Consider the following 26,007-nt stretch of genomic DNA (forward strand, 5'->3'; position numbering starts at 1 on the left):
CGTTTCTCACGGGGTTTGCCGAAGGACAAAACACCCACCCCCTCTTCTTATAGTCGCCGGCCAGACCTTTGCGCGATCCAGAGCCGCGTCGACCCTTATGTCCAACTGTAGACGCTCGCCGGGCCGATATTGCTCAATCGAAAAATATCCTTGTGCAAATCCCCCGGCACCAGCGGCCACTATGGCTGACGCAATGAGAAAAAAACGTATCGACCAGTGTCAGCGACAGGATTGGCAACCCTGTTATTATCCGCGCCAGCGTTTCACGCCTTCTTTCTTCAAGCCGATACGAGCGAATTCATGAGCACTGACAAGACCAATCAGTCCTGGGGCGGCCGCTTCAGTGAACCCGTCGACGCCTTCGTCGCCCGCTTCACCGCCTCCGTCACTTTCGACCAGCGCCTGTATCGCCACGACATCATGGGCTCGATCGCCCACGCCACCATGCTGGCCAAGGTCGGCGTGCTGACCGATGCCGAGCGCGATAGCATCATCGACGGCCTGAAGACCATTCAGGGCGAAATCGAGGCCGGCCAGTTCGACTGGCGTGTCGACCTCGAAGACGTGCACATGAACATCGAAGCACGCCTGACCGACCGCATCGGCGTCACCGGTAAAAAGCTGCACACCGGGCGTAGCCGTAACGACCAGGTCGCCACCGACATCCGCCTGTGGCTGCGTGACGAAATCGACCTGATCCTCGCCGAGATCACCCGCCTGCAGAAAGGCCTGCTGGAGCAAGCCGAGCGCGAAGCCGCGAGCATCATGCCGGGCTTCACCCACCTGCAGACCGCGCAACCAGTGACCTTCGGGCACCACATGCTGGCCTGGTTCGAAATGCTCAGCCGCGACTACGAGCGTCTGGTCGACTGCCGCAAGCGCACCAACCGCATGCCACTGGGCAGCGCCGCGCTGGCTGGCACCACCTACCCGATCGACCGCGAATACACCGCGCAACTGCTGGGCTTCGACGCCGTTGGCGGCAACTCGCTGGACAACGTCTCCGATCGCGACTTCGCCATCGAATTCTGCTCGGCCGCGAGCATCGCGATGATGCACTTGTCGCGCTTCTCCGAAGAGCTGGTGCTGTGGACCAGCGCGCAGTTCCAGTTCATTGATCTGCCGGACCGCTTCTGCACCGGCAGTTCGATCATGCCGCAAAAGAAAAACCCTGACGTACCGGAGCTGGTACGTGGCAAGACCGGCCGTGTGTTCGGTGCACTGATGGGTCTGCTGACCCTGATGAAAGGCCAGCCGCTGGCCTACAACAAGGACAACCAGGAAGACAAAGAGCCGCTGTTCGACGCCGCCGACACCCTGCGTGATTCGCTGCGAGCCTTTGCCGACATGATCCCGGCGATCAAGCCCAAGCACGCGATCATGCGTGAAGCGGCGCTGCGCGGTTTCTCCACCGCGACCGACCTGGCTGACTACCTGGTACGCCGTGGCCTGCCGTTCCGTGACTGCCATGAAATCGTCGGTCACGCGGTGAAGTACGGCGTCGACACTGGCAAGGATCTGGCCGAGATGAGCCTGGAAGAGCTGCGTCAGTTCAGCGATCAGATCGAGCAGGACGTGTTTGCCGTGCTGACCCTGGAAGGCTCGGTGAATGCTCGTGACCATATCGGCGGCACTGCGCCGGCGCAGGTCAAGGCAGCGGTGGTGCGCGGTCAGGCGCTGATCGCTAGCCGCTAAAAGCCAAAAGCTTCGCGAGCAGGCTCGCTCCCACAGGGGATTTTTGTCGGCCACAAATTTTGTGTTCAACAAAAATCCAAATGTGGGAGCGAGCCTGCTCGCGAAGGTTTCCTTCAGAGCGCTATAAAACTCATTTCTTGGCAGCGATCATCGCCAAAAACGCCGGCATCGCAGCTTCCTTGTCTGCCGCGATCTTCTGCACATGCGGATTCTGCTCCAACCGCTCCAGCAGCGCCTTCGCCTGTGGCATCTCCGCCAGCAGATCAATCCCGAACAGCTTCTGCCCGACCGCACAGGCCAGCGGCACGCTGTAGAGGAAATACAAATCGGCAATGCTCAGACTGGCGCCCGCCACGTACGGAGAAAATTTTCCGTGTCGTCCCAGCGCCGCAAAGCCGAGCAACAGTTCAGTCTTGGTCTTTTCCTTGATCGCCTCCGGCAGGGTCATGCCGAAGAACGCCTCGCCGTAACAAGCGCGCCCCGGCAACTCGATGTACAGCTCGATTTCCTTGGCAATCGCCAATACCTGCGCGCGTTGGAACGGATCGCTCGGCAGCAGCGGCGTGCCTTTCTGGGTCTGTTCGAGGTATTCGAGGATGATTGCGGTTTCGTTGATAAAACCAGCGTCTACACCCAGCACCRGCACTTTGCCGCGCGGGCTGATGGCCAGAGACTCCGGTGTCTGCGTCGGGTAGAACGTGACCTCTTCGAACGGCAGGCCTTTTTCCAGCAGTGCCAGTTTGACCATGTTGTAGTAGTTGCTGACTGAGAATCCGTAGAGCTTGAACATCACATAGCCTCCAGGCCGTGCGGGGTGGGCAGTGCCTGTTTATAGATCGCTCAAGCCTTTCCCGCCAGCAGCATCACACCGCTGAATGCGGGTAAACTGGCGCCTTTCCATGAAGGAGCCTGCCATGAGCGAGCCGACAGACATCGAGATTGAAGACGAAGAAGAGTTCACCGAGGCTACCTTGATCGAAGCCATCGAGAACCAGATTGAAAACGACAACCCGCCAGCGGCCAAAGCGACCTTCAACAAGCTGACCCTAGTGGGTGTCGAGCGCGAAGAAATCCTCAATCTGATGGCTCACGTGCTGGCTTACGAAATCGACGCGATGCTCGATGAAGACCGTGCATTCAATACCGAATGGTACGAAGCGGCGCTGCGCGCTTTGCCAGAGTTGCCACCCGAAAAGCAGTAAGCCCCGATCCTGTAGGAGTGAGCCTGCTCGCGATAGCGTTCTGTCAGTGAAAAAGATGCTGACAGGCACCCCGCTATCGCGAGCAGGCTCACTCCTACAATGTTTGTAACGTATCCATCCAGCCAACTCCCGCCTCCCGACTACACTGCAATCCGCCTCAAGACAAAATCCCTGATCTGAGCACTGGACATGCCGCAAAAGCGGGTTCACCTTAGGGACGCTGTCGTCCAATTCCTAGAAAGTCTGGAGTCCTTATGTCGCTTACCCCTGAGTTGGTTGCCGAACTGGAAGTCCTCGCACTCTTCAACCTGGACAGTTCCCAGGAAGGTCTGAAAATTCATCAGACCGCTGCCCCGAAACACATTGCTGCCGCCAAACGCCTCTTTGAAAAAGAACTGACCGACCAGCCCGATGGCGGGTATCTGACCAGCCTCGGTCGCGACGCYGCACAAAATGTGCAAACCGTGCTGACCATTCTGAGAGAGCAAGAAACCGCCTGATTCCCCCTGACTTTGCCCACGGGAACTCCTGCCACGGGATTTCCGCGGGCCTGCCCGGTCATCCGCGATAGAAATCTGACGTCAAAAAACAAATTCAGCTTAAAAGTCCCGCTGCGCAAAGGCTAAACTGCCTCCCATTCCGAGACCCTCTTCGTCCGAGCTTGCGAGCCGGTTTGAGCTGACATGACGCGCACCCACGAAATCCGCCCTGACCTGGACGAAGGCATCGACCGCAAGGTACTCAGCCAGCTACGCGCGCGCTTTCTCAAACTCAATGAAGGCCGCCTCGGCCGCGCCCTTGAAGGGCTGTCGACACGCCAGCAAAGTGTGTTGACGCTATTGCCGCTGTTCTTTCATGTTAATCACCCGCTGCTGCCGGGATACGTATCGGGCAGCACGCCGGCCGGCCTGTCGAATTACGAGCCCGACGCCAACGTGCTGACCGACGCACAGCGTCTGACTCGTTCGTTTTCGTACAAACCGCGTCACGGCAGCAATCCGCCGCGACCGATTCACGGCCTGTTCCTGATGGGCAGCCTTGGCACGCTGGCACAGGCCGATCAGAGTGACATGGACGTGTGGGTCTGCCACGCGCCGGACTTGAACGAAAGCGAGCTCGCCGAACTGCGCAAAAAATGCCAGCTGCTGGAAGCCTGGGCCGCGAGTCAGGGCGCCGAAGCGCATTTTTTCCTGATCGACCCGGAGCGCTTCGTCAAAGGCGAACGCGACACCCAGCTCAGCTCGGAAAACTGCGGCAGCACTCAGCACTATCTGCTGCTGGACGAGTTTTACCGCACCGCGATCTGGCTGGCCGGGCGCACACCCATTTGGTGGCTGGTGCCGGTTTACGAAGAAACCGCGTACAACCTTTACACCCACACCCTGCTGTCCAAGCGTTTTATCCGGGCCGACGAGACCCTCGACCTCGGTCATCTGGCGCGGATTCCGCCGGGCGAATTCATCGGTGCCGGATTGTGGCAGTTGTTCAAGGGCATCGAGTCACCCTACAAATCGGTGCTCAAGCTGCTGCTGACCGAGGTCTACGCCAGCGAACACCCGCAAGTGCAATGTCTGAGCCTGCGCTTCAAAAAAGCCGTGTTCGCCAACCAGCTGGATCTGGATGAACTGGACCCGTACATGGTCGTGTACCGGCGTATCGAGGAATACCTCACCGCGCGCAACGAGCCGGAGCGGCTGGAACTGGTGCGCCGCGCGCTGTACCTGAAGGTCAACCGCAAGCTCACTGGCAACAGCCGCACCCAGAGCTGGCAACGCACGTTGCTGGAACGACTGGCCAGCGAATGGCATTGGGATCAGCGACAACTGACGCTGCTCGACAGCCGCAGCCAGTGGAAAGTCCGCCAGGTCAGCGCCGAACGCCGCGCGCTGGTCAATGAGCTGAACTACAGCTATCGCTTCCTGACCCAGTTCGCCCGCACAGAACAAACCGTCAGCCTGATCAATAAACGCGATCTCAATGTGCTGGGGCGCCGGCTCTACGCGGCCTTCGAACGCAAGGCCGACAAGGTCGAATTCATCAACCCCGGCATCGCCCCGGATCTGGCCGAAGACACCCTGACCCTGGTGCAATCACGCAATAAAAAGGAACCGGGACAAACCCAGTGGGGCCTGTATAACGGCAGCCTCACGGCACTTGAGTGGGAACATTTTGCGCCAATCAAGCGCAGCCGCGAGTTACTGGAGCTGTTGACCTGGTGCCACCGCAACGGCGTGATCGACAGCAGCACCCGCCTGGCCCTGCATCCCGGTACCAGCGACCTGAGCGAGTTCGAGCTGTTCAACCTGCTCGGCAGCCTGCAACAGTGCATCGCCCTGCCCTTGCCCACCGTCGCGGAAGAACCGTTGCTGCGTGCAGCGGTGCCAAGCGAAGTGCTGATTCTGGTCAACGTCGGCGTCGACCCGCTCAAGCATCACCGCGACCTGAATATCCTGATGACCACCGAGCGCACCGACTCGCTGAGTTACGCCGGGGTGCGCGAAAACCTCGTGCTGACCCTGGATCAGGTCACGCTCAATAGCTGGAACGAAGTACTGGTCAACCGCTTCGACGGCCCGCATGCCCTGCTCGACTGCCTACGCGATTACCTCAACAACCTGCCGCGCGGGCCGTTGCAGCCGTCATTGAAGGTGCGCTGCTTCTGCCACAACCGCGCGCAGTTCATTGCCCGTCGCGTTGAAGAAATCATCGACACCGCGCAGAACCTGTTGCTCAGCGAGTTGAACCATCGCTACCTGATTCAGGTGCAGCAGCATTATCACGTGCTGGAATTGGTGCCGGGTCAGGTCAACCATGTGGCGCTTGCCACCCTGCCGGCCCTGCTCGACTACCTTGGCGAAGAACAGCCGCGCTACAGTCCGCTGCACCTGGATCCCATGGCACTGGAAGATAACGACCTTGCGCTGATCCTGCCGATGGGTCAGCCGGAGTGCATTCAAGTGTTCTATCGGATCACCGAGCAGCAGGCCGAGCTGTACGTGCTGGATGAGTTCAACGCGCTGTGGCAGCAACATGTGCCTTATCACGACGAGCAGAGTCTGCTGGTGCCGTTGCAACGCTTCCTGCAATCTATTCTGTTCCGCCGCGAAGCCGTGCTGCCGATGGACGCCGGTCCCGACGGCCGTCTCGAAACTTTGTATTACCAGTTATTGCCTTCAGGTCCGGGACGTGCGCGCCGGGTCGAAGCGCGGTCGGCACCACAGACGCCAGTGAACAAGCCGTTCTACGACGTACAGGCGATCGTCGGCAAAGCCGCACCGGGCGAAGTGCAGGTCACGCTGTATTGCAATCAACGGGAATTCAGCGAACTGGAACATGGCGACCAGCTGTTCAGCGTGGTCGCCCGGGAGATCGTCGAGCAGCGCCGCGAGAGCGAACGCTATCGCTGCTACATCACCGACCTCGACCTTTCCGGCCTGCTCGGTGACGGGCAGAGTTCAAGCAATCTGTATCTGCGCTACAAGGCTGACCTGGAGCGCGCTCTGAACGAGGCACTCGAACAGGTCTGAGGCGGGCTTACTCGCGGAATTCACCGCCGTTGGCCGGCTGCGATTCGACTTCAAGCAAGGTCAGTTTGAGGGTCTTGCCACCCGGAGCCGGCCAGTCGATGTGCTGACCGACCTTGAGGCCCAGCAGTGCGCTGCCGACTGGCGCCAGAATCGAGATCTTGCCTTCATCGGCGTTGGCGTCCTTCGGATAGACCAGCGTCAGGTGGTAATCCTTGCCACTGCCTTCTTCGCGGCAATGCACACGGGAATTCATCGTCACGACATCGGCGGGCACTTCATCGTGACCGACCACGGTGTCGGCGCGGTCCAGTTCGGTTTGCAGCGCGATGACGCCCGGCAGCGTGTCATCCAGGCTGTCGATCAGGCGCTCCAGACGTTGCACGTCCAGACGGGTAAGGGTGATGGAAGGTGCGGTCATGATCCGGGCAGACTCCTTTCTTCTGCACACAAAAAAAGCAAAACCCCGCCAAAAAAGACGGGGTTTTCACCAGGCCTCGATGGGTTGAGGCGTGTTCGGACACTATCACAGCTCAAAAAATATACAAGTCACGCCCCGCCGCACTGTTTGCGCTGCGACGCCTGCGCGCAAATCACACGTCGCCGGTCATCATCTGCCGAGCGCCATTCGCGAATGTCTTCGACATGGCGGAAGCAGCCGAGGCAGACCTTCTGCTCATCCAATCGGCACACACCGCTGCACGGCGAGGGCACGGCCGGGCTGATGTTGCTGTACAGCGGCTTCGGTGGACGAACGGGAGCGGTATCAGTCACGGAATCACAGACCTTCGAAGTCGAATTCAGCGCCAGCCTGCTGCTTGACGATGCGCTCGAGCATTTCGCCCAGTTGCTCTTCGCTCTTGTCGCACATCCAGCGCTCGCTTTCTTCGTCGTAGTCGAAGTGGAAACCACCGGACACCGCCGCCAGCCACAGCTGACGCAGCGGCTCCTGGCGGCTGAAGATCAGCTGCGAGCCGTTTTCGAACTTGACGGTCAGCACACCGGCCGAACTTTCCAGATCGATGTCCAGGTCGCTCTCGTCAAAGATGTCTTCCAGTTTTTCCTGGGTTTCATCGACCAGATCGTGGAAACGGGCTTCGGACAAACTCATTGCGGCAACCTCAAAAAATGTCTGATCAGGCACAAGCGCCGAAAGATACGGACGCTGCTGGCCGATTGCAAAGATTAACGACCAAGCACCGGTCAGGGCATCGAACACCCAACCCTGTGGGAGCGAGCCTGCTCGCGAATGGCCGGCACATTCAACATTATTGTTGCCTGACACACCGCCATCGCGAGCAGGCTCGCTCCCTCAGGGTTACCAGTGCTCACGGACAAGCCCCGCCGGACGGGAACCCCCTCGCATAGGCAAGCTGCCGGGTGGCCGGTATACTCCGGCGCAATTAACGCATTTTTCAAGGATTTCGCCATGAAGCGCCTGATCTCTTCCCTTGCTGCGCTCGTCGCGGTTGCCTGCCTCGTTTCGGCCTGTGGTCAAAAAGGCCCGCTGTACCTGCCGGATGACGATCAGGACCCGGCCGAGCAAGCCCAGTCTTCGCAGAAGCAGCCGTCCAAAGCACACAAGCACGACGTTTACCAATAAGGGATCGCCATGGACGCTTTTAACTACCGTGGCGGGGAGCTGTTCGCGGAAGGTGTGGCGCTGTCCGCCATCGCCGATCGCTTCGGCACGCCCACCTACGTCTACTCCCGCGCGCACATCGAAGCCCAGTATCTGGCCTATGCCGATGCGTTGGCCGGCATGCCGCACCTGGTGTGCTTTGCGGTCAAAGCCAACTCCAACCTCGGCGTGCTGAATGTCCTGGCCCGTCTCGGTGCCGGTTTCGACATCGTTTCCCGTGGTGAGCTGGAGCGAGTGCTGGCCGCTGGCGGCAGCCCTGACAAGATCGTCTTCTCCGGTGTCGGCAAGACCCGTGACGACATGCGTCGCGCCCTCGAAGTCGGCGTGCACTGCTTCAACGTCGAATCCACCGACGAGCTGGAGCGCCTGCAAGTGGTCGCCGCCGAGCTGGGCGTTCGCGCCCCGGTATCGCTGCGGGTGAACCCGGACGTCGATGCCGGCACCCACCCTTACATTTCTACCGGTCTCAAAGAGAACAAGTTCGGCATCGCCATCGCCGACGCCGAAGACGTGTACGTGCGCGCCGCGCATCTGCCGAACCTGGAAGTGGTCGGTGTCGACTGCCACATCGGCTCGCAACTGACCACCCTGCCACCGTTCCTTGATGCGCTCGATCGCTTGCTGGATCTGGTCGATCGTCTCGGCGACTGCGGCATTCACCTGCGCCACATCGATCTCGGTGGTGGTTTGGGCGTGCGCTATCGCGATGAAGAGCCTCCATTGGCTGCCGACTACATCAAGGCTGTGCGCGAGCGCTTGAACGGACGTGACCTGGCGCTGGTGTTCGAGCCGGGCCGTTTCATCGTCGCCAATGCCGGCGTGCTGCTGACGCAGGTCGAGTACCTCAAGCACACCGAACATAAAGACTTCGCCATCGTCGACGCGGCGATGAACGACCTGATCCGCCCGGCGCTGTATCAGGCGTGGATGGACGTCACTGCGGTCAAACCGCGTGACACCGCTGCGCGCAAATACGACATCGTCGGCCCGATCTGCGAAACCGGTGACTTCCTCGCCAAGGACCGTGAATTGGCCCTGGCCGAAGGCGATCTGCTGGCCGTGCATTCGGCCGGTGCCTACGGTTTTGTGATGAGTTCCAACTACAACACCCGCGGCCGTGCTGCCGAAGTGTTGGTAGACGGTGATCAGGTTTTTGAAGTGCGCCGCCGCGAAACCGTGGCCGAGCTGTTTGCCGGCGAAAGCCTGCTGCCGGAGTAACCCATGCTGCTGCGTTTTACCAAAATGCACGGCTTGGGTAATGACTTCATGGTTCTCGACCTGGTCAGCCAGCACGCGCATATTCAGCCAAAGCACGCCAAGCAGTGGGGCGACCGCCACACCGGCATCGGTTTCGACCAGTTGCTGATCGTTGAGGCACCGAGCAATCCGGACGTGGATTTCCGTTACCGGATCTTCAATTCCGATGGCTCGGAAGTCGAGCAGTGCGGCAACGGTGCGCGCTGCTTTGCACGCTTCGTGCTCGACAAGCGTCTGACCGCCAAACGGCAGATTCGCGTCGAGACCAAGGGCGGCATCATCGAACTGGACGTGCGTAACGACGGCCAGATCGGCGTGAACATGGGCGCCCCGCGTCTGGTGCCAGCGGACATTCCGTTCGAAGCGCCGGCGCAGGCCAGCAGCTATCAACTGGAAGTCGACGGCACCACGGTCGAACTGGCCGCCGTGTCGATGGGCAACCCGCACGCAGTGTTGCGCGTGCAGGACATCAACAATGCACCGGTGCATGAACTGGGGCCGAAAATCGAACGCCATCCGCGCTTCCCCGCGCGCGTGAATGTCGGTTTTCTCCAGGTCATCGACCGTAACCGTGCGCAGTTGCGCGTGTGGGAACGCGGTGCCGGGGAAACCCAGGCCTGCGGTACCGGCGCGTGTGCAGCGGCTGTCGCTGCGATCAGCCAGGGGTGGATGGATTCGCCGCTATTGATCGACCTGCCAGGCGGGCGCCTGTCCATTGAATGGGCTGGCCCTGGCCAACCGGTTCTGATGACCGGTCCGGCAGTGCGTGTATACGAAGGACAAGTACGTCTTTGAGTGAGCAGAAACCATGACCGATAAGCCTCAGGTACCCGCCCGACAGTCCGACGAATCAGCGTCCGAGAGCCTGGAGGCGGCAGCGGTTGCCGCATACCTGGAGGCTCATCCGGACTTCTTCGTCGAGCACGAAGAACTGCTGCCCGCCCTGCGCATTCCTCACCAGCGTGGAGATACCGTTTCGCTGGTCGAGCGGCAGATGACCATTCTGCGCGACCGCAACATCGAGATGCGCCATCGCCTCTCGCAATTGATGGACGTCGCCCGCGACAACGATCGACTGTTCGACAAGACCCGCCGTCTCATACTGTCCCTGATGGACGCCGCCAGCCTCGAAGACGTGGTGATCAGCGTCGAAGACAGCCTGCGCCAGGATTTTCAGGTGCCCTTTGTCAGCCTGATTCTGCTCGGTGACAACCCGGCACCGGTCGGTCGCTGGGTCACTCACGCCGACGCACAAGTCGCCATCGGTGGCTTGCTCACCGAAGGCAAAAGCGTCAGCGGCAGCCTGCGTGAGCATGAACTGGACTTCCTCTTCGGCGAAGAACAACGCAAGCAGATCGGCTCCACTGCCGTGGTCGCGGTCAGCCATCAAGGCATCCACGGCATTCTGGCGATTGCCAGCCGTGATCCGCAGCACTACAAGAGTTCGGTCGGTACGCTGTTCCTCAGCTATATCGCCGAAGTCATGGGCCGTGTGCTGCCACGGGTCAATAGCTCCCTGCGCTCGGTACGCTGAGCATGGAACGGCAACTGGACGCTTACTGCGAACACCTGCGCAGTGAGCGACAGGTGTCGCCGCACACGCTCTCGGCCTATCGCCGCGACCTCGATAAAGTCCTTGGCTGGTGCGTCAAACAGAACATCGGCAGCTGGGCGGCGCTAGACATTCAGCGCCTGCGAAGCCTGATCGCCCGTCTGCATGCGCAGGGCCAATCCTCGCGCAGTCTCGCGCGGCTGCTCTCGGCAGTACGCGGGCTCTATCACTATCTGAATCGCGAAGGTCTTTGCGACCACGATCCGGCGACCGGTCTGGCGCCGCCGAAGGGCGAACGTCGCCTGCCGAAAACCCTCGATACTGATCGCGCACTGCAACTGCTTGAAGGGGCGGTCGAGGATGATTTTCTTGCGCGGCGCGATCAGGCGATTCTTGAGTTGTTCTATTCTTCCGGCCTGCGCCTTTCCGAACTGACCGGACTCAATCTCGATCAACTCGACCTCGCCGATGGCATGGTTCAAGTCCTCGGCAAGGGCAGTAAGACCCGGCTGCTGCCGGTGGGCAAAAAGGCCCGCGAAGCCCTCGAACAATGGCTGCCTCTGCGGGCCATGACCAACCCCGCAGACGACGCCGTGTTCGTCAGCCAGCAAGGTCGGCGCCTCGGTCCACGGGCGATTCAGGTGCGAGTGAAACTGGCCGGCGAACGCGAACTGGGGCAGAACTTGCACCCGCACATGCTGCGCCACTCCTTCGCCAGCCACCTGCTCGAATCCTCGCAGGATCTGCGCGCGGTGCAGGAATTGCTCGGCCACTCGGACATCAAGACCACGCAGATCTACACCCACCTGGACTTCCAGCACCTGGCGGCGGTCTACGACAGTGCTCACCCACGAGCCAAACGCATGAAAGGCGATGATTCATGAGCATCCAGTTGATCACCTTCGACCTCGACGACACCTTGTGGGACACCGCTCCGGTGATCGTCAGCGCCGAAGCGATATTGCGCGAATGGCTGAGCGAACATGCGCCGAATCTGGGTGCGGTGCCGGTGGAGCATTTGTGGGGGATTCGTGAGCGGGTGCTGGCCAATGAGCCGGGGCTGAAACATCGCATCAGCGCGCTGCGCCGGCGGGTGTTGTTCCATGCACTGGAAGAAGCCGGGTACGCCCATGACGAGGCGTCGGCGCTGGCGGACAAGAGTTTTGAAGTGTTTCTGAATGCGCGGCATCAGATCGAAGTGTTCCCTGAAGTCGAACCAGTACTGGAGATTCTCGCCAATCACTATGCGCTTGGCGTGGTCACCAATGGCAATGCTGATGTGCGTCGATTGGGCCTGGCGGACTACTTCAAGTTTGCGTTGTGCGCGGAAGATATCGGCATCGCCAAACCGGATGCTCGGTTGTTTCATGAAGCTTTGCAGCGCGGTGGTGCTACAGCCGAAACAGCGGTGCATATTGGCGATCATCCGGGCGATGACATCGCTGGAGCACAACAGGCGGGGTTGCGGGCAATCTGGTTTAATCCGGCGGGGAAAGTCTGGGAAGCGGATCGTCTGCCGGATGCTGATATCCGTAGCCTCACGGATCTGCCAGCCGTTCTCGCGCGCTGGAATGCCACCTCGAAATAATCCACAAACCCTGTGGGAGCGAGCTTGCTCGCGAAAGCGTCAGGTCAGTCACTGCAATGCTGTACGACCTACCGCATTCGCGAGMAAGCTCGCTCCCACAAGGGAACAGTATTCACTTCAGCTCATTTATTCCAGGCATGAAAAAGCCCGCAGCGACGGCGGGCCTTTTCAGCAAGCCAGCGGCACGCCTCAGATAGGGCGGCTGCCGTACTTGTTGTCCGGCTTCTTGGGCGGATCGGCGACCACATTGGCCTCCACTTCCTGCACCTTGCCGCCTCGCGACAGGAACTCTTCCATGGCCTTGGCCAGGGCGTCGCGTTCCTTGTTCTTGGCTTCAATGCTCGGCAATTCATCTACCGACACCGCGGCCTTGGCTTTGCCTTTGGCAGCCGGGGCCGGCGTATCGTCGCCACCATCGTCTTCAGCAACGTCTTCCGCTGCTGCTTCCAGACCTTCCTCGGCCTCGTCTTCGTCGCCTACTTCGAGGTCGTCGTTTTCCAGATCATCGTCGCTCATGTTCTACCTCATGACTTGCGAAAAGCAGATTAGTTATAGACCAGCTTTGGCAACTGTCGAAAGTCGCCGTTAAAAAATCAGTAACCATTGGTGACCAACGGTTTACGCCCCTTCACCGTGCAAGGTGGCGAGGACTTTTCGGGCACCGCCATGATCACGGTGCTCGCCCAGATAAACGCCTTGCCAGGTTCCCAGTGCCAGGCGACCTGCCGAAACCGGCAGACTGATCTGGCAGCCAAGCACGCTGGCCTTGAAGTGCGCCGGGAGGTCGTCCAGGCCTTCGTCGTTATGCTCATAGCCGTCTGTTCCTTGTGGGATCAGACGATTGAAAAATCGTTCGAAGTCGCGACGTACCGCCGGATCGGCGTTCTCGTTGATGGTCAACGACGCCGAGGTATGCTGCAGCCACAAATGCAACAGACCGACCCGGCACTCCCTGAGTTCAGGCAGCCCTTTGATCAACTCGTCCGTCACCAGATGAAAGCCCCGGGGCCGTGCCCGCAGGGTTATCAGAGTCTGTTGCCACATACAGTTCTCCGCACGTTCGGGGCGCATTCTAGCGCGCTCTGGGAAAAAACAAAGGCCCTAATATTCCTGCAATGATGTAAGCCATTGGCCGTAGAAAAACGCTCGTCGTAAACACGACCAAAGCCGTACGAAAAATCCTTTCAGCTGCTCTCTTTGCGACAAATTCCAGACAAAAAAATGCCCGGCGAACCGGGCAAGTTTTTTGCTGCGCGTACTTACAGGTTGTAGCCGCGTTCGTTGTGCTGTGCCAGATCGAGGCCGACCGATTCTTCTTCCTCGGTCACACGCAGACCCATCACAGCGTCCAGCACCTTGAGGATGATGAAGGTGACGATCGCGGTGTAGATCACCGTGAAGCCGACGCCTTTGCACTGAATCCACACTTGCGCGGCGATGTCGGTCACGGTGCCGAAACCACCCAGCGACGGAGCAGCGAATACGCCGGTGAGGATCGCGCCGAGGATACCGCCGATACCGTGTACGCCGAACGCGTCCAGGGAATCGTCATAACCGAGTTTGCGTTTAAGGGTGGTGGCGCAGAAGAAGCACACCACGCCTGCGGCCAGACCAATCACCAGTGCGCCCATCGGGCCCACGGTGCCGGCCGCCGGAGTAATCGCTACCAGACCGGCAACCACACCCGATGCGATACCCAGTGCGCTTGGCTTGCCGTGGGTGACCCACTCGGCAAACATCCAGCCCAGCGCGGCAGCAGCGGTAGCAATCTGAGTGACCAGCATAGCCATACCGGCAGTGCCGTTGGCCGCCGCAGCGGAACCGGCGTTGAAGCCGAACCAGCCGACCCACAGCATCGCCGCGCCCATCAGGGTGTAACCGAGGTTGTGCGGAGCCATCGGCGTGGTCGGGAAGCCTTTGCGCTTGCCCAATACCAGGCAGGCAATCAGACCAGCCACACCAGCGTTGATGTGCACCACGGTGCCGCCCGCGAAGTCGAGCACGCCCCAGTCCCACATCAGGCCGCCGTTGCCGGACCAGACCATGTGCGCGATGGGTGCATAAACCAGGGTGAACCAGACGCCCATGAAGATCAGCATCGCGGAGAACTTCATCCGCTCGGCGAACGCACCGACGATCAGCGCCGGGGTGATGATCGCGAAGGTCATCTGGAAGGTGATGAACACCGCCTCAGGGAACAGCGCCGCTGGGCCGGTCAGGCTCGACGGCGTGACACCGGCGAGGAACGCCTTGCCCATGCCGCCGAAGAACGAGTTGAAGTTGACGACGCCCTGCTCCATGCCGGTGGTGTCGAACGCAATACTGTAGCCATAAATGACCCACAGGATGCTGATCAGACCGGTAATGGCGAAGCACTGCATCATCACGGAAAGAATATTTTTCGAGCGAACCATGCCGCCGTAGAACAGCGCCAGGCCCGGGATGGTCATGAACAGCACAAGGGCTGTCGAGGTGAGCATCCAGGCAGTGTCGCCGGAATTGAGGACTGGGGCCGCCACTTCGTCTGCCGCCATTGCAAGGCTTGGCATTACGATGGACAACAGGGCTCCTAGCCCTGCGAATTTACGCAGAGTCATATTGTTTTCTCCTGGGGCGTTGGGGTTTGTGGCGGCGCTTAGATCGCGTCGGTATCGGTCTCGCCGGTACGGATGCGGATCGCCTGTTCCAGATTGACCACGAAGATCTTGCCGTCACCGATCTTGCCGGTGTTGGCCGCTTTGGTTATCGCCTCGATAACCCGATCCAGATCCTTGTCGTCGATGGCCACGTCGATTTTCACCTTGGGCAGAAAATCGACCACATATTCCGCGCCGCGATACAGCTCGGTGTGACCCTTCTGCCGGCCGAAGCCTTTGACTTCAGTAACGGTAATGCCCTGCACGCCGATTTCGGACAGCGACTCGCGCACGTCGTCCAACTTGAACGGCTTGATGATGGCAGTGACTAGCTTCATGAAAACTCTCTCCCGAATTGGTGGACTTGCCCCAGGAAAACAAACCCGACTCAAGTCTAAGCGCAGTGCCTGGCTTTGTAACGCATCGTCGGCCTTACCTGCCCGACTGACGCCAGCTAACCGCTGCCGACGAAACTCCCCGCTCCGTCTGCCGCACTGCATTCGTCACAGCGACTGCATCAGTGCATGGGTCACTACCGACTAAGCAGAAAGCTTGCCATCTCGCCAAATTCCCCTGATTTCAATCCCTTGGCCGCTGCCACAGGCGTTAGCGCGAAAAAGGCCCGACGGTTACGCACAACAACGGTGCGTCGCCGCCCGCCCTCTTGCGCGAAAAGCGTGCATCCATGCCTACATCAGTGACTATAGACACTGCGTGATACACTGCCCGCCACTGTTTACAGGACACATTCCATGCTCGCGCCCAAAGACTTCCTCGACGCCCTGAGCGGCACCGCCTCACGCCTGTTCAGCGGCGACACCCCGCTGCCGAAAGCCGAAATCGAAAGCCAGTTCAAGATGCTGCTGCAAAGCGCCTTCAGCAAACTCGACCTGGTGAGCCGGGAAGAATTCGATAGTCAGATGGTTGTGTTGGCGCGTACTCGCGCACGCCTCGAAAGCCTCGAAGCCAAAGTCGCCGAGATGGAAGCAAAGCTGACGCCGCCCGCTGAATAATCCGCGCCCCCTGTAGGAGCTGCCGAAGGCTGCGATCTTTTGATCTCCAGCCCTTCAACCATCCCGGCAACGTCCTACAACCTGAATGACCGCCGTCCGATTGCGCCGAAAAGCCCAGGTTTCTAAGCTCACCCGATGCTGAATGTTCAGCACCGGGTTTGGCGACCCGAACAGCTTAAGGCGCACGACAACCATGATGGCGGCTACATTTACCGCCACATCGTTTCATGGCGGTTGTGCGTGGGAGACCTTCGGGTCTGCCGGGTTCCTTTTGCTCCGGTTCGCCAACCCGCGTACAACTGCCACCCAATCGTTTGGCGACGATTGAGGGCAGCCCCTTAAGCAAGAGGAACTGCTCCATGAATCAAGAAGAGACTTATCTAAGCCCGCACATCTTCACCCGCCACAAACTCCCCCTCCACGCCCTTCTCATCCAGAACCAACCCTGGTTCTGCGCCCGAGACCTGAGTCGCCTGCTGCACATCTACCTCAACGAACGCATGCTGCGAAAACTCGACCCCGACCAATACCAAACCCGTAAAACCCTCATCCACAATCAAATCGAAAACACCCTGCTGATCAGCGAATCCGGCATCTACGCCCTCCTCGTCTACCACTACTGCCCCGAATACCGAGCGCTACGCGAATGGCTCACCCACCAGGTCATCCCCACCCTGCGCGACGCCCAACATCCCTGCACAAGCGAACGTCCACACCTGAGCCTGCTCAGTTGGCCGGACATGACGTTGAGTTTGTTGCATTGGAATAATCAGCCGTGGATACGGTTGCAGGATGTGCCGTTGATGATGGTGGAACGGGAACAGACCAAGCGCCCAATGACGGGGCCATGGTGGAAAAGAGCTTCGCGGATGCTGCAGTCGCTATAAGCCCGCATGCCTGAGCTGGGCCCTGCGCAAATCGTAAGTCGATTGGAGATTCATCCAGAACTCATGCGTAGTGTTGAGATGAGTGGCAAGGCTGATTGCTAGGTCGGCGCAGATCCTCAACTGGCATTTCACAAGCTTTTCGATCTCACTTGCGGGCCAGTTCGTGGGCATGGCCAGATCCATGATAGTCATGCCCAACGGCTCCATGAATTCCTTATTCAGAACCTCGCCCGGATGAATCGGGCGCATACCATTGCGGTTCATTTCTCGGCTCCAGAGGCTGCATTGAGCGGCCAAACTGGAGCATCCGACTCCGCGATACAAGATCGTCGAAACCCTTTCGCCGGCGTCCTACAACTATTAGGGCACGGCCCTACAAAAATCAGCGTCTGCGCCTGATTCCGTGAGTTGTTCGCTGTGATTACGCTGGTGGCTTTCGCCTGCGCTGGTCGATCCAACAAGTCGAATTGCAGACGAATCACATTGATCGCCAGACACTCTGGTTCTGGATCCCTCTTGTCTGACTTGCTCAAACTCAAAGAAAACACGCTGGTTCAGCATCCAGATGGCGGTTACATCTTCGGCACGATCCCCGATATGCCAAAGTTCGGCTTGCCAGGCGGGAAAATTTATTTGCGAGTAGGTATTCACCGCCGAGCGAATAGCGGTTTTGGCGTAGTACACGTATGGGAAGCCCATAGAGCCGACTTGCTCAAACATGGTTGCCAGACTGTCGATGGGGTAGCAGCGATTGTTGCGAAAATGATCGTCCCGGGAGCGCAAATCTATTGCGAGTTCAAAGAACAGCGATGTGGAAACAGGGTCGCGGTACTGAAGACATCTATGGGAACACTGATTCTTGAACCGCGACACGAGCGCGCCACAGGATTTGGTTACTTCGTGGTGACTTGGTACCCGCAAAAGCGCGCGCATGGCACGTTGGTGGGGCAGATACCACGAGCATCATCCAATCAGAAATAAAAAAGGCGTCCAATGGACGCCTTTTAAGTATTTTTTGAGGAGTAGTCGCAGCGATTCTTTAGCTCCTGGCTTTACAGCCTTGGGTTCAGAATCCGACAGGCTCGCCCGTCGTCACTACTTCAGAGAAACCAGCTTTCTCTGCTGCCAAAAATGCGGGGGAGCTTTTGCTGGTGCCCAGTCCCGACGAATGCGCAGTTGCAGTCCTCGGACGGGATGATCCGTCAATGCCGGTCGAGAGTCAACGCTCCAATTCAGGGAAGCAGTGCCGCGCCATTGGGTTTTGATACGTCTTGTAAACCTCTATTTCAGCACTGAAACCCGGCTCAACTACCCTTAAAAAACCCGCAGGAAGCGGCTCCCCGATTCAGCTCAAGGAACGACCATGTCCCTCTCCATCGTCCACAGCCGCGCCCAGATAGGCGTGGAAGCCCCCGCTGTCACCGTCGAAGTCCATCTGGCCAACGGTCTGCCGTCGCTGACCATGGTCGGCCTGCCCGAGGCGGCGGTGAAGGAGAGCAAGGATCGGGTGCGCAGCGCGATCATCAATTCCGGGCTGCAGTTTCCGGCGCGGCGGATCACCTTGAATCTGGCGCCGGCGGATCTGCCCAAGGATGGCGGGCGGTTTGATCTGGCAATTGCTCTGGGGATTCTGTCGGCGAGTGTGCAGGTACCGTGTCTGACGCTGGATGATGTGGAATGTCTTGGCGAGTTGGCGTTGTCCGGCGCCGTACGAGCGGTGCGCGGGGTGTTGCCGGCAGCGTTGGCGGCGCGCAAGGCGGGTCGTGCGCTGGTGGTGCCGCGGGCGAATGCCGAGGAGGCGTGTCTGGCTTCGGGGTTGAAAGTGTTTGCGGTGGATCATTTACTGGAGGCGGTGGCGCATTTCAATGGGCATACGCCGGTTGAACCTTATGTCTCCGACGGGCTGATGCATGCCAGCAAGCCTTATCCCGACTTGAATGAAGTACAGGGGCAAGTGGCAGCGAAACGAGCGTTGCTGATTGCTGCTGCTGGTGCCCATAACTTGCTGTTCAGCGGGCCGCCGGGGACGGGTAAGACATTGTTGGCGAGTCGCCTGCCGGGGCTGTTGCCGCCGCTTGCCGAGAGTGAAGCTTTGGAGGTCGCGGCGATTCAGTCAGTCGCCAGTGGTGCACCGCTAACCCATTGGCCGCAGCGTCCCTTTCGTCAACCGCACCATTCGGCCTCCGGGCCGGCACTGGTGGGTGGCAGCTCGAAACCGCAACCCGGCGAGATTACCCTCGCCCACCATGGCGTGCTGTTTCTCGATGAGTTGCCGGAATTTGATCGCAAGGTGTTGGAGGTTTTACGCGAGCCTTTGGAGTCGGGTCATATCGTGATTTCCCGAGCCAAGGATCGCGTACGTTTTCCGGCACGCTTCCAGTTGGTGGCGGCAATGAACCCGTGTCCCTGTGGATATCTTGGCGAGCCTAGCGGCAAGTGCTCGTGTACACCGGACATGGTGCAGCGCTATCGCAACAAGCTATCGGGGCCGTTGCTCGATCGGATTGATCTGCACCTGACGGTGGCGCGGGAAGCGACGGCGTTGAACCCGCAGGTAAAGCCGGGAGAAGACAGCGCCAGCGCTGCGGCGTTGGTGGCCGAGGCTCGCGAACGACAGCAGAAGCGTCAGGGCTGTGCCAATGCGTTTCTCGATCTGCCGGGATTGAAGCGGCACTGCAAGTTATCCACAGCCGATGAGAAGTGGCTGGAATCAGCCTGTGAACGGCTGACGCTATCGCTACGCTCAGCGCATCGCCTACTCAAAGTCGCCCGGACACTGGCCGACCTTGAGCAAGTCGATGCAATCAAACGCGAACACTTGGCCGAGGCGCTGCAATACCGGCCGGCGACACCTTAATGCTCGGTCAGATCCACCAGCGGCGTCTGCCGCACTTCAGTTTCGCGCCCGGCCTGAATCTCGGTCACGCGCTTCAAGGCGTTATCCACAGCACCTTTGTCCGCGAGCAGGCCGTAGCTGATCTGGAACTGTTTTTGTTCTTTGGGCGCGATGGTCGGCACCAGATTCAGTGGACGCTGATAGCGGCGGTTGTAGGAAAAACTGGTGCCCGGCTCCAGCCCGGTGACATAGCCCTGGCCTTGAGTGTCAGTGTTTTTCCACAGGGAGAACACCGGCAACTGCTGGGTATTGAAGCCAACAGAAACACCGAGGCTGCCCGCCTTGTTATGCAGAACAGTCAGGGTTTCGCCTTTGGCGTCGGCGTAAGGCACGACGTTGTAGACGGTTTCGTCGTAGTCCTTGGTCGGCGCGCGATAGGTCTGCCAGTCCGCAAGATCACCCTTGGCCTTGTCGTTGAACGGCGAGACCTGTTTTACCGGCGCAGCAAAACGCGCGCCTTGCTCGAGGAACGGCGTGCTGAAATTGCTGTGGTACAGCGCCTGGTATTCCTTTGGATAGTCGCCGTTGTTGGTCAGCGTATCGTTGAGTGCAAAGCGCACGCTGCCAGGTTCGGTGACCAGTTCCGTGACCACCGAGAAATCGACTTTCTTGAAGGCTTGCTCTTTCAGCTCGCCGCGCAGACTGATGGCATAGGGCGGTTTTTCGTCAATGTGCAGGGTGACGGTGCTGGCCGGGATGTTGGCGGCGCGGCCGTGCAAGGTCAGCAGTTCGCCATTGTCGATGCCGGGATGGCCGACCCACTCATAACCGCAGCGGGCGACCAGTTCATTGAAGCCCTCCAGCCAACCCAGGCCACCACGCCCGTTGAGCTCGATAAAGGCCGGGTTAACCACGTCCTTGACCGGCGAATCCCAACCCATCCGCACGTTGCCGACAGAAGCCTGCAAGACGTTCATGCCTCGGGTGGGCACCACCGAGAGTTTCATCGCGCCGTTATCGATATCGACGATGCTGACGCCTTCTTGCCGCCCACCGTGCAAGGTACGCAGGCTCACGGAGAAGGGTTTGGCGGTTTTCACGCCGAGCTGCTCACTGGTGATGGTCCAGTTTTGCGCGGGCTTGTTGGTATCGAGAAGGACGTAATCCCAAGCCATGGCGTGGGAAGCAGCAGAGAATGCGCCGAGGGCGACGGCGAGTTTGAGCGGGGTCATGGCAGCAGCCTTTATTGGAGTTGTGCCATTTTTATAGCGCTGCGGAAACGTTTCAGCAAGTGTAGCGGAGCTTGCGATCGTGTGATTTATCAAGAATTGGCATGGATGCATTCGCGAGCAAGCTCGCTCCCACAAGGTTTTCGGGTGTTCACACAATTTGTGAGCTACCCCGGAAAATGTGGGAGCGAGCTTGCTCGCGAAAGCTATATCAAGGCTGTATCAACGGAAGCGATCAACCTCGGAACGCAAATCCGCCGCCAGTTTCTCCAGCTCTTTAGCCGTCACCGCCAGGTTCGACACAACCTCACGCTGCTCACTGTTGGCCAGCGCAATGCTCTGCAAATTGCTGCTCAACAACGTCGCGGTGCTGCTCTGCTCCTGAGTGGCCGTGGTAATCGCCGCAAACTGCTGTCCCGCCGAACGGCTCTGTTCATCGATTCGCGCCAGCGCCGACGCCACGTTGGCGTTGCGCGACAAACCTTCCTGCATCAGCACATTGCCCTGCTCCATGGTGCTGATCGCGTTACCGGTTTCCTGCTGGATGCTGTGGATCATGCTGGAAATTTCATCCGTCGCCTGACGAGTACGCGAGGCCAGGCTGCGCACTTCATCGGCTACCACGGCGAAGCCGCGACCTTGTTCACCGGCACGTGCCGCTTCAATCGCGGCGTTGAGCGCCAGCAAGTTAGTCTGTTCGGCAATCGAAGTAATCACACCCACGATGCCGCCGATCTCCTGCGAGCGCTGGCCAAGGGTGTTGATCACCGTCGCAGTGCTATTCAGGGCGCCAGCGATTTGCTCCAGCGAGGACGACGCTTCTTCCATCGAGCTGCGGCCAATCTGCGTTTGCTGGGCATTTTCCTGCGCCAGACGCTGGGTCGCGCCCATGTTGTCGGCGATGTTCAGCGAGGTCGCACTGAACTCTTCCACCGCGCCGGCCATGCTGGTGATTTCGCCAGATTGTTGCTCCATGCCTTCATACGCACCACCGGACAAACCGGACAGGGCCTGGGCACGGCTATTGACCTCTTCCGAAGAGCGGCGGATGTGCTCGACCATGGTCGACAGCGCCTGGCTCATCTGGTTGAACGCGCGCGACAACTGACCGATTTCATCGTTGCTCGATACGTTCAGGCGAACGCTCAGATCACCGGCGCCCAAGGCCTCGGCCTGACGCACCAGATCCCCCAGAGGCGCCAGTTTGCTGCGCAGCAGCCAGACCACAGATCCGACCGCCAGCAGCATCGCCAACAGACTGCCAATGGCCAGTTGCGTACCCACGCTCCAGGTCACCGCGCGGATCTCGGCTTTCGGCATGCTCGCCACGACCGACCATGGTCCGCCATCGAACGGCACGGCAATGCTGTAGAAATCTTCCGAGGTGTCGCTCCAGAACTCACCCTTGCCCGGCTTTGCAGCCAAACCTTTGATCACCGGAACGGCTTGATCCAGCGCCTGCACCCCCGCCGGCGCGACCAGCCATTTGTTTTGCTCGTCGAGCAACGCCAGCGAACCGCTCTGGCCAATGCGGAAGCGCTTGAGGTTATCGAACTGGATGTTCTGCGCGTCGGTGTAATCGAAGCCGACGAACAGCACCGCAATCACCTTGCCGCTGCCATCGCGCACCGGGGTGTATTGGGTCATGTAGGAGCGATCGAACAGCAAGGCGCGACCGACGTAACCCTGCCCCGCCATCAACTTCGCGTAGGCCGGGTGCGCGTGATCGAGCAAGGTGCCGATGGCACGGGTGCCATCCTGTTTGGTCAGCGAAGTGCTGACGCGGATGAAGTCTTCGCCGCTGCGCACGAACAGTGTGGCGACGCCGGCGGTCATCTGCTTGAACTCGTCGACTTCCTTGAAGTTGTTGTTCAGCACTTCGCTGCCCAGATGCAGACCCGGGGTCTGGGTGCCGGCAACATTCACCGGCTCACTCGGGTGAATGCTCAGACCTGCGCTAAAGCGCTTCTCGAACAGCCCGCTCAGGCGCTGGGTGCTTTCACGCAGCGTGCCGTGGAAGGTGCTCAGTTGGTCGGCCAGCAGCCGCGCCTCACTGGCCAGATGCTCTTCACGAGTGGCGAGGTTGGCGGAGTCCAGCGAACGCAAGGCGAACACCGTACTGCCACTGATAACTATCGCCAGTATTACAGCGAGCGCGAGGCCCAGCTGCGAGGCGATCCGAGCGCGAGGTTGAGACATGGACAGCTCCTGGCCGAGCCACGGGATCCTCCTTGATCTCGACTCGGAAATTTTTCTGGTTGTGGGGGTGAATCGTGGATACCGGCACGACGGTTCCACAAGCACGTATTCGGCGGTGGATCCAAATACTTGAGCGGAAAACAAGGTTATGGCACAAGGCCGGCATTGTGGCGGCTCTAACGTTTCAGCTCAAGCGCACGACCGCCGGCAACTCCATGGCGCGGACTTCGCTTTGCAGAAAGTCGCTGAGACGGCGCAAACGTTCACCTCCCGGGCGGGTCTTTGGCCACACAAGGTAGTAATTCAAGCCGCTGGCGACCGCGGTTGGCCACGGCAGGCTCAGCCTTCCCTGCGCCACATCTTCGGCGACCATTAACAGGTCGCCCATCGACACACCGTACCCGCGCGCCGCCGCGATCATGCCCAATTCGAGGGTATCGAACACTTGCCCACCCTTGAGTGACACCTGATCGGACAGCCCCATGTGTTCCAGCCAACTGCGCCAATCGCGACGGTCCGGTGTCGGGTGAAGTAATTCGGTGCAAGCCAGTCGAGCCAGATCCCACGGCTGATCATTCAGCAGGTTCGGCGCCCCCACCGGAATCAGCTCTTCGGGAAACAATAAACTCGCCTCCCAATCCGGCGGAAAATGCCCGTCACTCAACAAAACAGCGCAGTCGAAAGGCTCATCGTTGAAATCCACCGAATCGACGTCCATCCACGCACTGGTCAGTTGCACTTCGTTGCCAGGCTGCAAATGGCGGAAGCGACTCAGGCGCGCGAGCAACCAGCGCATGGTCAGGGTCGAGGGCGCTTTCATGCGCAAAATGTCGTCCTCGGCACGCAAGGTATTGCAGGCCCGCTCCAGCGCACTGAAGCCTTCGCGGATCCCGGGCAGCAGCAACCGCGCCGCTTCGGTCAGTTGCAGATTGCGCCCGCTGCGATGAAACAGCCGACAGGCGAAGTGATCTTCGAGGGTCCGAATATGCCGACTTACCGCACTCTGGGTGATCGACAATTCCTCGGCAGCCCGGGTGAACGAACTATGTCGCGCCGCCGCTTCAAATGCGCGCAGGGCATACAAGGGAGGAAGACGACGAGACATGCAGAAAGCTCCGATAGCGGGATAAAGCCAATCTTAAACCGTTTACCTAGGATGAGTTTTAATCATGCCACCCATCCTTTTTATCCCTTTGTGCAAAGCCCGCCAAGCGCCGAGAATCGACGGTCTCCTGTTCCCTCTGAAATTGAGTGGTGATGACCATGCAGCATCCTGTGCGTACCGAACTCTGGGCCATTCTGCGGCTGGCAGGGCCGTTGATTGCTTCACAGTTGGCGCACATGTTGATGGTGCTGACTGACACGTTGATGATGGCGCGCCTGAGTCCTGAAGCGCTCGCGGGCGGCGGTCTCGGTGCGGCGACTTACTCGTTCGTGTCGATTTTCTGCATCGGCGTGATTGCAGCGGTCGGCACATTGGTGGCGATTCGCAAGGGCGCCGGCGACATCATTGGCGCTGCGCGTCTGACCCAGGCCGGGTTGTGGCTGGCGTGGCTGATGGCGCTGGGCGCCGGGTTGCTGCTGTGGAACCTGAAACCGGTGTTGCTGCTGTTCGGCCAGACCGAAACCAACGTCAACGCGGCCGGGCAATTCCTGATTGCCCTGCCCTTCGCCCTGCCCGGCTACCTCAGTTTCATGGCCCTGCGCGGTTTCACCAGTGCAATCGGCCGGGCGACACCGGTGATGGTCATCAGCCTGGCCGGCACGGTGGCGAATTTCCTGCTCAATTACGCGCTGATCACCGGCATGTTCGGTCTGCCGAAAATGGGCCTGACGGGCATCGGCCTGGTCACAGCGATTGTCGCCAATTGCATGGCGTTGGCGCTGGCCTGGCATATTCGCCGGCATCCGGCCTATGACGCTTATCCATTGCGCGAAGGCTTGTCGCGACCCAACCGACAGTACCTGAAAGAGCTGTGGCGCCTCGGCCTGCCAATCGGCGGCACCTACGCGGTGGAAGTCGGTTTGTTCGCCTTCGCGGCGCTGTGCATGGGCACCATGGGCAGCACGCAATTGGGCGCGCACCAGATTGCCCTGCAAATTGTCTCGGTGGCGTTCATGGTGCCGGCGGGGATGTCGTACGCGATCACCATGCGCGTCGGCCAGCATTACGGCGCCGGGCAACTGAGTGATGCGCGGATGTCCGGACGGGTCGGGATCGTCTTCGGCGCCGTGGTGATGCTGGGTTTCGCCATGGTGTTCTGGCTGTTGCCGAACCAGTTGGTCGGGTTGTTCCTCGATCACAATGATCCGGCGTTTGCCGAGGTGATTCGCCTAGCGGTGAGCCTGCTGGCAGTGGCGGCGTGGTTCGAGCTGTTCGACGGCACGCAGACGATTGCCATGGGCTGCATTCGTGGCCTCAAGGATGCAAAGACCACGTTTCTGGTCGGGCTCGCTTGCTATTGGCTGATTGGCGCACCGGCGGCATGGTGGATGGCGTTCCATTTGAACTGGGGGCCGACGGGTGTCTGGTGGGGATTGGCGCTGGGCCTGGCGTGTGCGGCGGTGAGTTTGACGCTGGCGTTTGAATGGAAGATGAAGCGGATGATTCGGCTGGAGCCGCAATCTCGGGGCTTCAACATCCCTCAACCTGAATGAAGTTCCCCTGTGGGAGCGAGCTTGCTCGCGAAAGCGGTGTACCTGACACATGTGTATTGAATGTGTCGCAGCCTTCGCGAGCAAGCTCG

Annotated in this window: 27 protein-coding genes; 15 read left to right on the forward strand and 12 right to left on the reverse strand. The window is 59.7% G+C overall.

Annotation, left to right across the window (positions count from 1 at the left end; genetic code table 11):
* The first annotated feature begins 300 nt into the window (after nucleotides 1-300).
* Nucleotides 301-1,695: an argininosuccinate lyase gene (gene argH, locus AC1DVF_RS07490; RefSeq protein WP_095049356.1), complete on the forward strand. Its 1,395-nt coding sequence runs from the start codon at nucleotides 301-303 to the stop codon at nucleotides 1,693-1,695.
* Between the two features lie 130 nt (nucleotides 1,696-1,825).
* Here argH and AC1DVF_RS07495 read toward each other — a convergent pair whose 3' ends face one another.
* Nucleotides 1,826-2,485, reverse strand: a complete 660-nt coding sequence (locus tag AC1DVF_RS07495) for a glutathione S-transferase family protein (protein WP_477782278.1) — start codon at nucleotides 2,483-2,485, stop codon at nucleotides 1,826-1,828.
* Between the two features lie 124 nt (nucleotides 2,486-2,609).
* On the opposite strand from AC1DVF_RS07495, the gene AC1DVF_RS07500 reads away from it, so the two are divergent.
* The 3 genes from AC1DVF_RS07500 to AC1DVF_RS07510 all read left to right on the forward strand — a co-directional run bounded on the left by AC1DVF_RS07500 (nucleotide 2,610) and on the right by AC1DVF_RS07510 (nucleotide 6,424).
* A complete protein-coding gene (locus AC1DVF_RS07500) occupies nucleotides 2,610-2,897 on the forward strand; it encodes a hypothetical protein (RefSeq protein WP_460089244.1) in 288 nt (95 codons plus the stop codon).
* 254 nt (nucleotides 2,898-3,151) lie between these two features.
* Nucleotides 3,152-3,397, forward strand: a complete 246-nt coding sequence (locus AC1DVF_RS07505) for a TIGR02647 family protein (protein WP_003229392.1) — start codon at nucleotides 3,152-3,154, stop codon at nucleotides 3,395-3,397.
* A gap of 183 nt (nucleotides 3,398-3,580) precedes the next feature.
* Entirely contained in the window at nucleotides 3,581-6,424 is a 2,844-nt protein-coding gene (locus AC1DVF_RS07510; protein WP_460089245.1) for a class I adenylate cyclase, read from the forward strand.
* Nucleotides 6,425-6,431: 7 nt separating this feature from the next.
* Here AC1DVF_RS07510 and rnk read toward each other — a convergent pair whose 3' ends face one another.
* From rnk to cyaY, 3 genes are all read right to left on the reverse strand, one after another.
* Nucleotides 6,432-6,842 carry a nucleoside diphosphate kinase regulator gene (gene rnk / locus AC1DVF_RS07515; RefSeq protein ID WP_027610444.1) on the reverse strand — a complete coding sequence of 137 codons (411 nt, stop codon included), beginning with the start codon at nucleotides 6,840-6,842 and terminating at the stop codon, nucleotides 6,432-6,434.
* A 128-nt stretch (nucleotides 6,843-6,970) separates the two neighbouring features.
* Nucleotides 6,971-7,195 (reverse strand): DUF1289 domain-containing protein, encoded by a 225-nt coding sequence (locus tag AC1DVF_RS07520; protein WP_093429716.1) that lies wholly within the window; start codon nucleotides 7,193-7,195, stop codon nucleotides 6,971-6,973.
* 4 nt (nucleotides 7,196-7,199) lie between these two features.
* Entirely contained in the window at nucleotides 7,200-7,532 is a 333-nt protein-coding gene (cyaY, locus tag AC1DVF_RS07525) for an iron donor protein CyaY (protein ID WP_077575013.1), read from the reverse strand.
* A 318-nt stretch (nucleotides 7,533-7,850) separates the two neighbouring features.
* Between cyaY and lptM the strand changes: the two genes are divergently transcribed.
* The 6 genes from lptM to AC1DVF_RS07555 are packed head-to-tail and all read left to right on the forward strand — an operon-like array spanning nucleotide 7,851 to nucleotide 12,460.
* A complete protein-coding gene (gene lptM / locus AC1DVF_RS07530) occupies nucleotides 7,851-8,024 on the forward strand; it encodes an LPS translocon maturation chaperone LptM (RefSeq protein ID WP_007911098.1) in 174 nt (57 codons plus the stop codon).
* A 9-nt stretch (nucleotides 8,025-8,033) separates the two neighbouring features.
* The gene (gene lysA / locus AC1DVF_RS07535) at nucleotides 8,034-9,281 is read left to right on the forward strand and encodes a diaminopimelate decarboxylase (RefSeq protein ID WP_077575015.1); all 1,248 of its coding nucleotides are present in this window, start codon (nucleotides 8,034-8,036) and stop codon (nucleotides 9,279-9,281) included.
* 3 nt (nucleotides 9,282-9,284) lie between these two features.
* A complete protein-coding gene (dapF, locus tag AC1DVF_RS07540) occupies nucleotides 9,285-10,115 on the forward strand; it encodes a diaminopimelate epimerase (RefSeq protein ID WP_477782279.1) in 831 nt (276 codons plus the stop codon).
* A gap of 13 nt (nucleotides 10,116-10,128) precedes the next feature.
* Nucleotides 10,129-10,854: a DUF484 family protein gene (locus AC1DVF_RS07545; RefSeq protein ID WP_064116398.1), complete on the forward strand. Its 726-nt coding sequence runs from the start codon at nucleotides 10,129-10,131 to the stop codon at nucleotides 10,852-10,854.
* A gap of 2 nt (nucleotides 10,855-10,856) precedes the next feature.
* Entirely contained in the window at nucleotides 10,857-11,756 is a 900-nt protein-coding gene (xerC, locus tag AC1DVF_RS07550; protein WP_007950060.1) for a tyrosine recombinase XerC, read from the forward strand.
* The gene (locus tag AC1DVF_RS07555) at nucleotides 11,753-12,460 is read left to right on the forward strand and encodes an HAD family hydrolase (RefSeq protein WP_477782280.1); all 708 of its coding nucleotides are present in this window, start codon (nucleotides 11,753-11,755) and stop codon (nucleotides 12,458-12,460) included. The genes xerC and AC1DVF_RS07555 overlap by 4 nt, the downstream gene beginning before the upstream one ends.
* Nucleotides 12,461-12,649: 189 nt before the next feature.
* On the opposite strand, the gene sutA is transcribed toward AC1DVF_RS07555, so the two are convergent.
* From sutA to glnK, 4 genes are all read right to left on the reverse strand, one after another.
* A complete protein-coding gene (gene sutA / locus AC1DVF_RS07560) occupies nucleotides 12,650-12,976 on the reverse strand; it encodes a transcriptional regulator SutA (RefSeq protein ID WP_093429713.1) in 327 nt (108 codons plus the stop codon).
* 102 nt (nucleotides 12,977-13,078) lie between these two features.
* On the reverse strand, nucleotides 13,079-13,504 hold the full coding sequence (locus tag AC1DVF_RS07565; RefSeq protein ID WP_102901435.1) for a secondary thiamine-phosphate synthase enzyme YjbQ: 426 nt from the start codon (nucleotides 13,502-13,504) through the stop codon (nucleotides 13,079-13,081).
* Between the two features lie 215 nt (nucleotides 13,505-13,719).
* The gene (locus AC1DVF_RS07570; RefSeq protein WP_186620136.1) at nucleotides 13,720-15,057 is read right to left on the reverse strand and encodes an ammonium transporter; all 1,338 of its coding nucleotides are present in this window, start codon (nucleotides 15,055-15,057) and stop codon (nucleotides 13,720-13,722) included.
* 38 nt (nucleotides 15,058-15,095) lie between these two features.
* Nucleotides 15,096-15,434: a P-II family nitrogen regulator gene (glnK, locus tag AC1DVF_RS07575; RefSeq protein ID WP_002555808.1), complete on the reverse strand. Its 339-nt coding sequence runs from the start codon at nucleotides 15,432-15,434 to the stop codon at nucleotides 15,096-15,098.
* Between the two features lie 414 nt (nucleotides 15,435-15,848).
* On the opposite strand from glnK, the gene AC1DVF_RS07580 reads away from it, so the two are divergent.
* Nucleotides 15,849-16,109 (forward strand): accessory factor UbiK family protein, encoded by a 261-nt coding sequence (locus AC1DVF_RS07580; protein WP_007920416.1) that lies wholly within the window; start codon nucleotides 15,849-15,851, stop codon nucleotides 16,107-16,109.
* Between the two features lie 359 nt (nucleotides 16,110-16,468).
* Complete coding sequence (locus AC1DVF_RS07585) at nucleotides 16,469-16,996, forward strand: BRO-N domain-containing protein (protein WP_257356597.1); 528 nt, start codon at nucleotides 16,469-16,471, stop codon at nucleotides 16,994-16,996.
* On the opposite strand, the gene AC1DVF_RS07590 is transcribed toward AC1DVF_RS07585, so the two are convergent.
* A complete protein-coding gene (locus tag AC1DVF_RS07590; protein ID WP_477782281.1) occupies nucleotides 16,991-17,260 on the reverse strand; it encodes a HigA family addiction module antitoxin in 270 nt (89 codons plus the stop codon). The genes AC1DVF_RS07585 and AC1DVF_RS07590 overlap by 6 nt on opposite strands.
* 252 nt (nucleotides 17,261-17,512) lie before the next feature.
* Between AC1DVF_RS07590 and AC1DVF_RS07595 the strand changes: the two genes are divergently transcribed.
* A complete protein-coding gene (locus tag AC1DVF_RS07595; RefSeq protein WP_095187946.1) occupies nucleotides 17,513-17,977 on the forward strand; it encodes a hypothetical protein in 465 nt (154 codons plus the stop codon).
* Nucleotides 17,978-18,359: 382 nt separating this feature from the next.
* The gene (locus tag AC1DVF_RS07600; protein ID WP_477782282.1) at nucleotides 18,360-19,853 is read left to right on the forward strand and encodes a YifB family Mg chelatase-like AAA ATPase; all 1,494 of its coding nucleotides are present in this window, start codon (nucleotides 18,360-18,362) and stop codon (nucleotides 19,851-19,853) included.
* On the opposite strand, the gene AC1DVF_RS07605 is transcribed toward AC1DVF_RS07600, so the two are convergent.
* From AC1DVF_RS07605 to AC1DVF_RS07615, 3 genes are all read right to left on the reverse strand, one after another.
* Entirely contained in the window at nucleotides 19,850-21,064 is a 1,215-nt protein-coding gene (locus AC1DVF_RS07605; protein ID WP_477782283.1) for an aldose 1-epimerase family protein, read from the reverse strand. The genes AC1DVF_RS07600 and AC1DVF_RS07605 overlap by 4 nt on opposite strands.
* A 219-nt stretch (nucleotides 21,065-21,283) precedes the next feature.
* Nucleotides 21,284-23,260 (reverse strand): methyl-accepting chemotaxis protein, encoded by a 1,977-nt coding sequence (locus tag AC1DVF_RS07610; RefSeq protein WP_007920409.1) that lies wholly within the window; start codon nucleotides 23,258-23,260, stop codon nucleotides 21,284-21,286.
* Between the two features lie 184 nt (nucleotides 23,261-23,444).
* Nucleotides 23,445-24,365: a LysR substrate-binding domain-containing protein gene (locus AC1DVF_RS07615; RefSeq protein WP_186620141.1), complete on the reverse strand. Its 921-nt coding sequence runs from the start codon at nucleotides 24,363-24,365 to the stop codon at nucleotides 23,445-23,447.
* A 158-nt stretch (nucleotides 24,366-24,523) separates the two neighbouring features.
* Between AC1DVF_RS07615 and AC1DVF_RS07620 the strand changes: the two genes are divergently transcribed.
* Nucleotides 24,524-25,918: a NorM family multidrug efflux MATE transporter gene (locus AC1DVF_RS07620; protein ID WP_093429680.1), complete on the forward strand. Its 1,395-nt coding sequence runs from the start codon at nucleotides 24,524-24,526 to the stop codon at nucleotides 25,916-25,918.
* Nucleotides 25,919-26,007 lie beyond the last annotated feature (89 nt).

This window comes from Pseudomonas sp. P4_D7 (genome assembly GCF_056401755.1).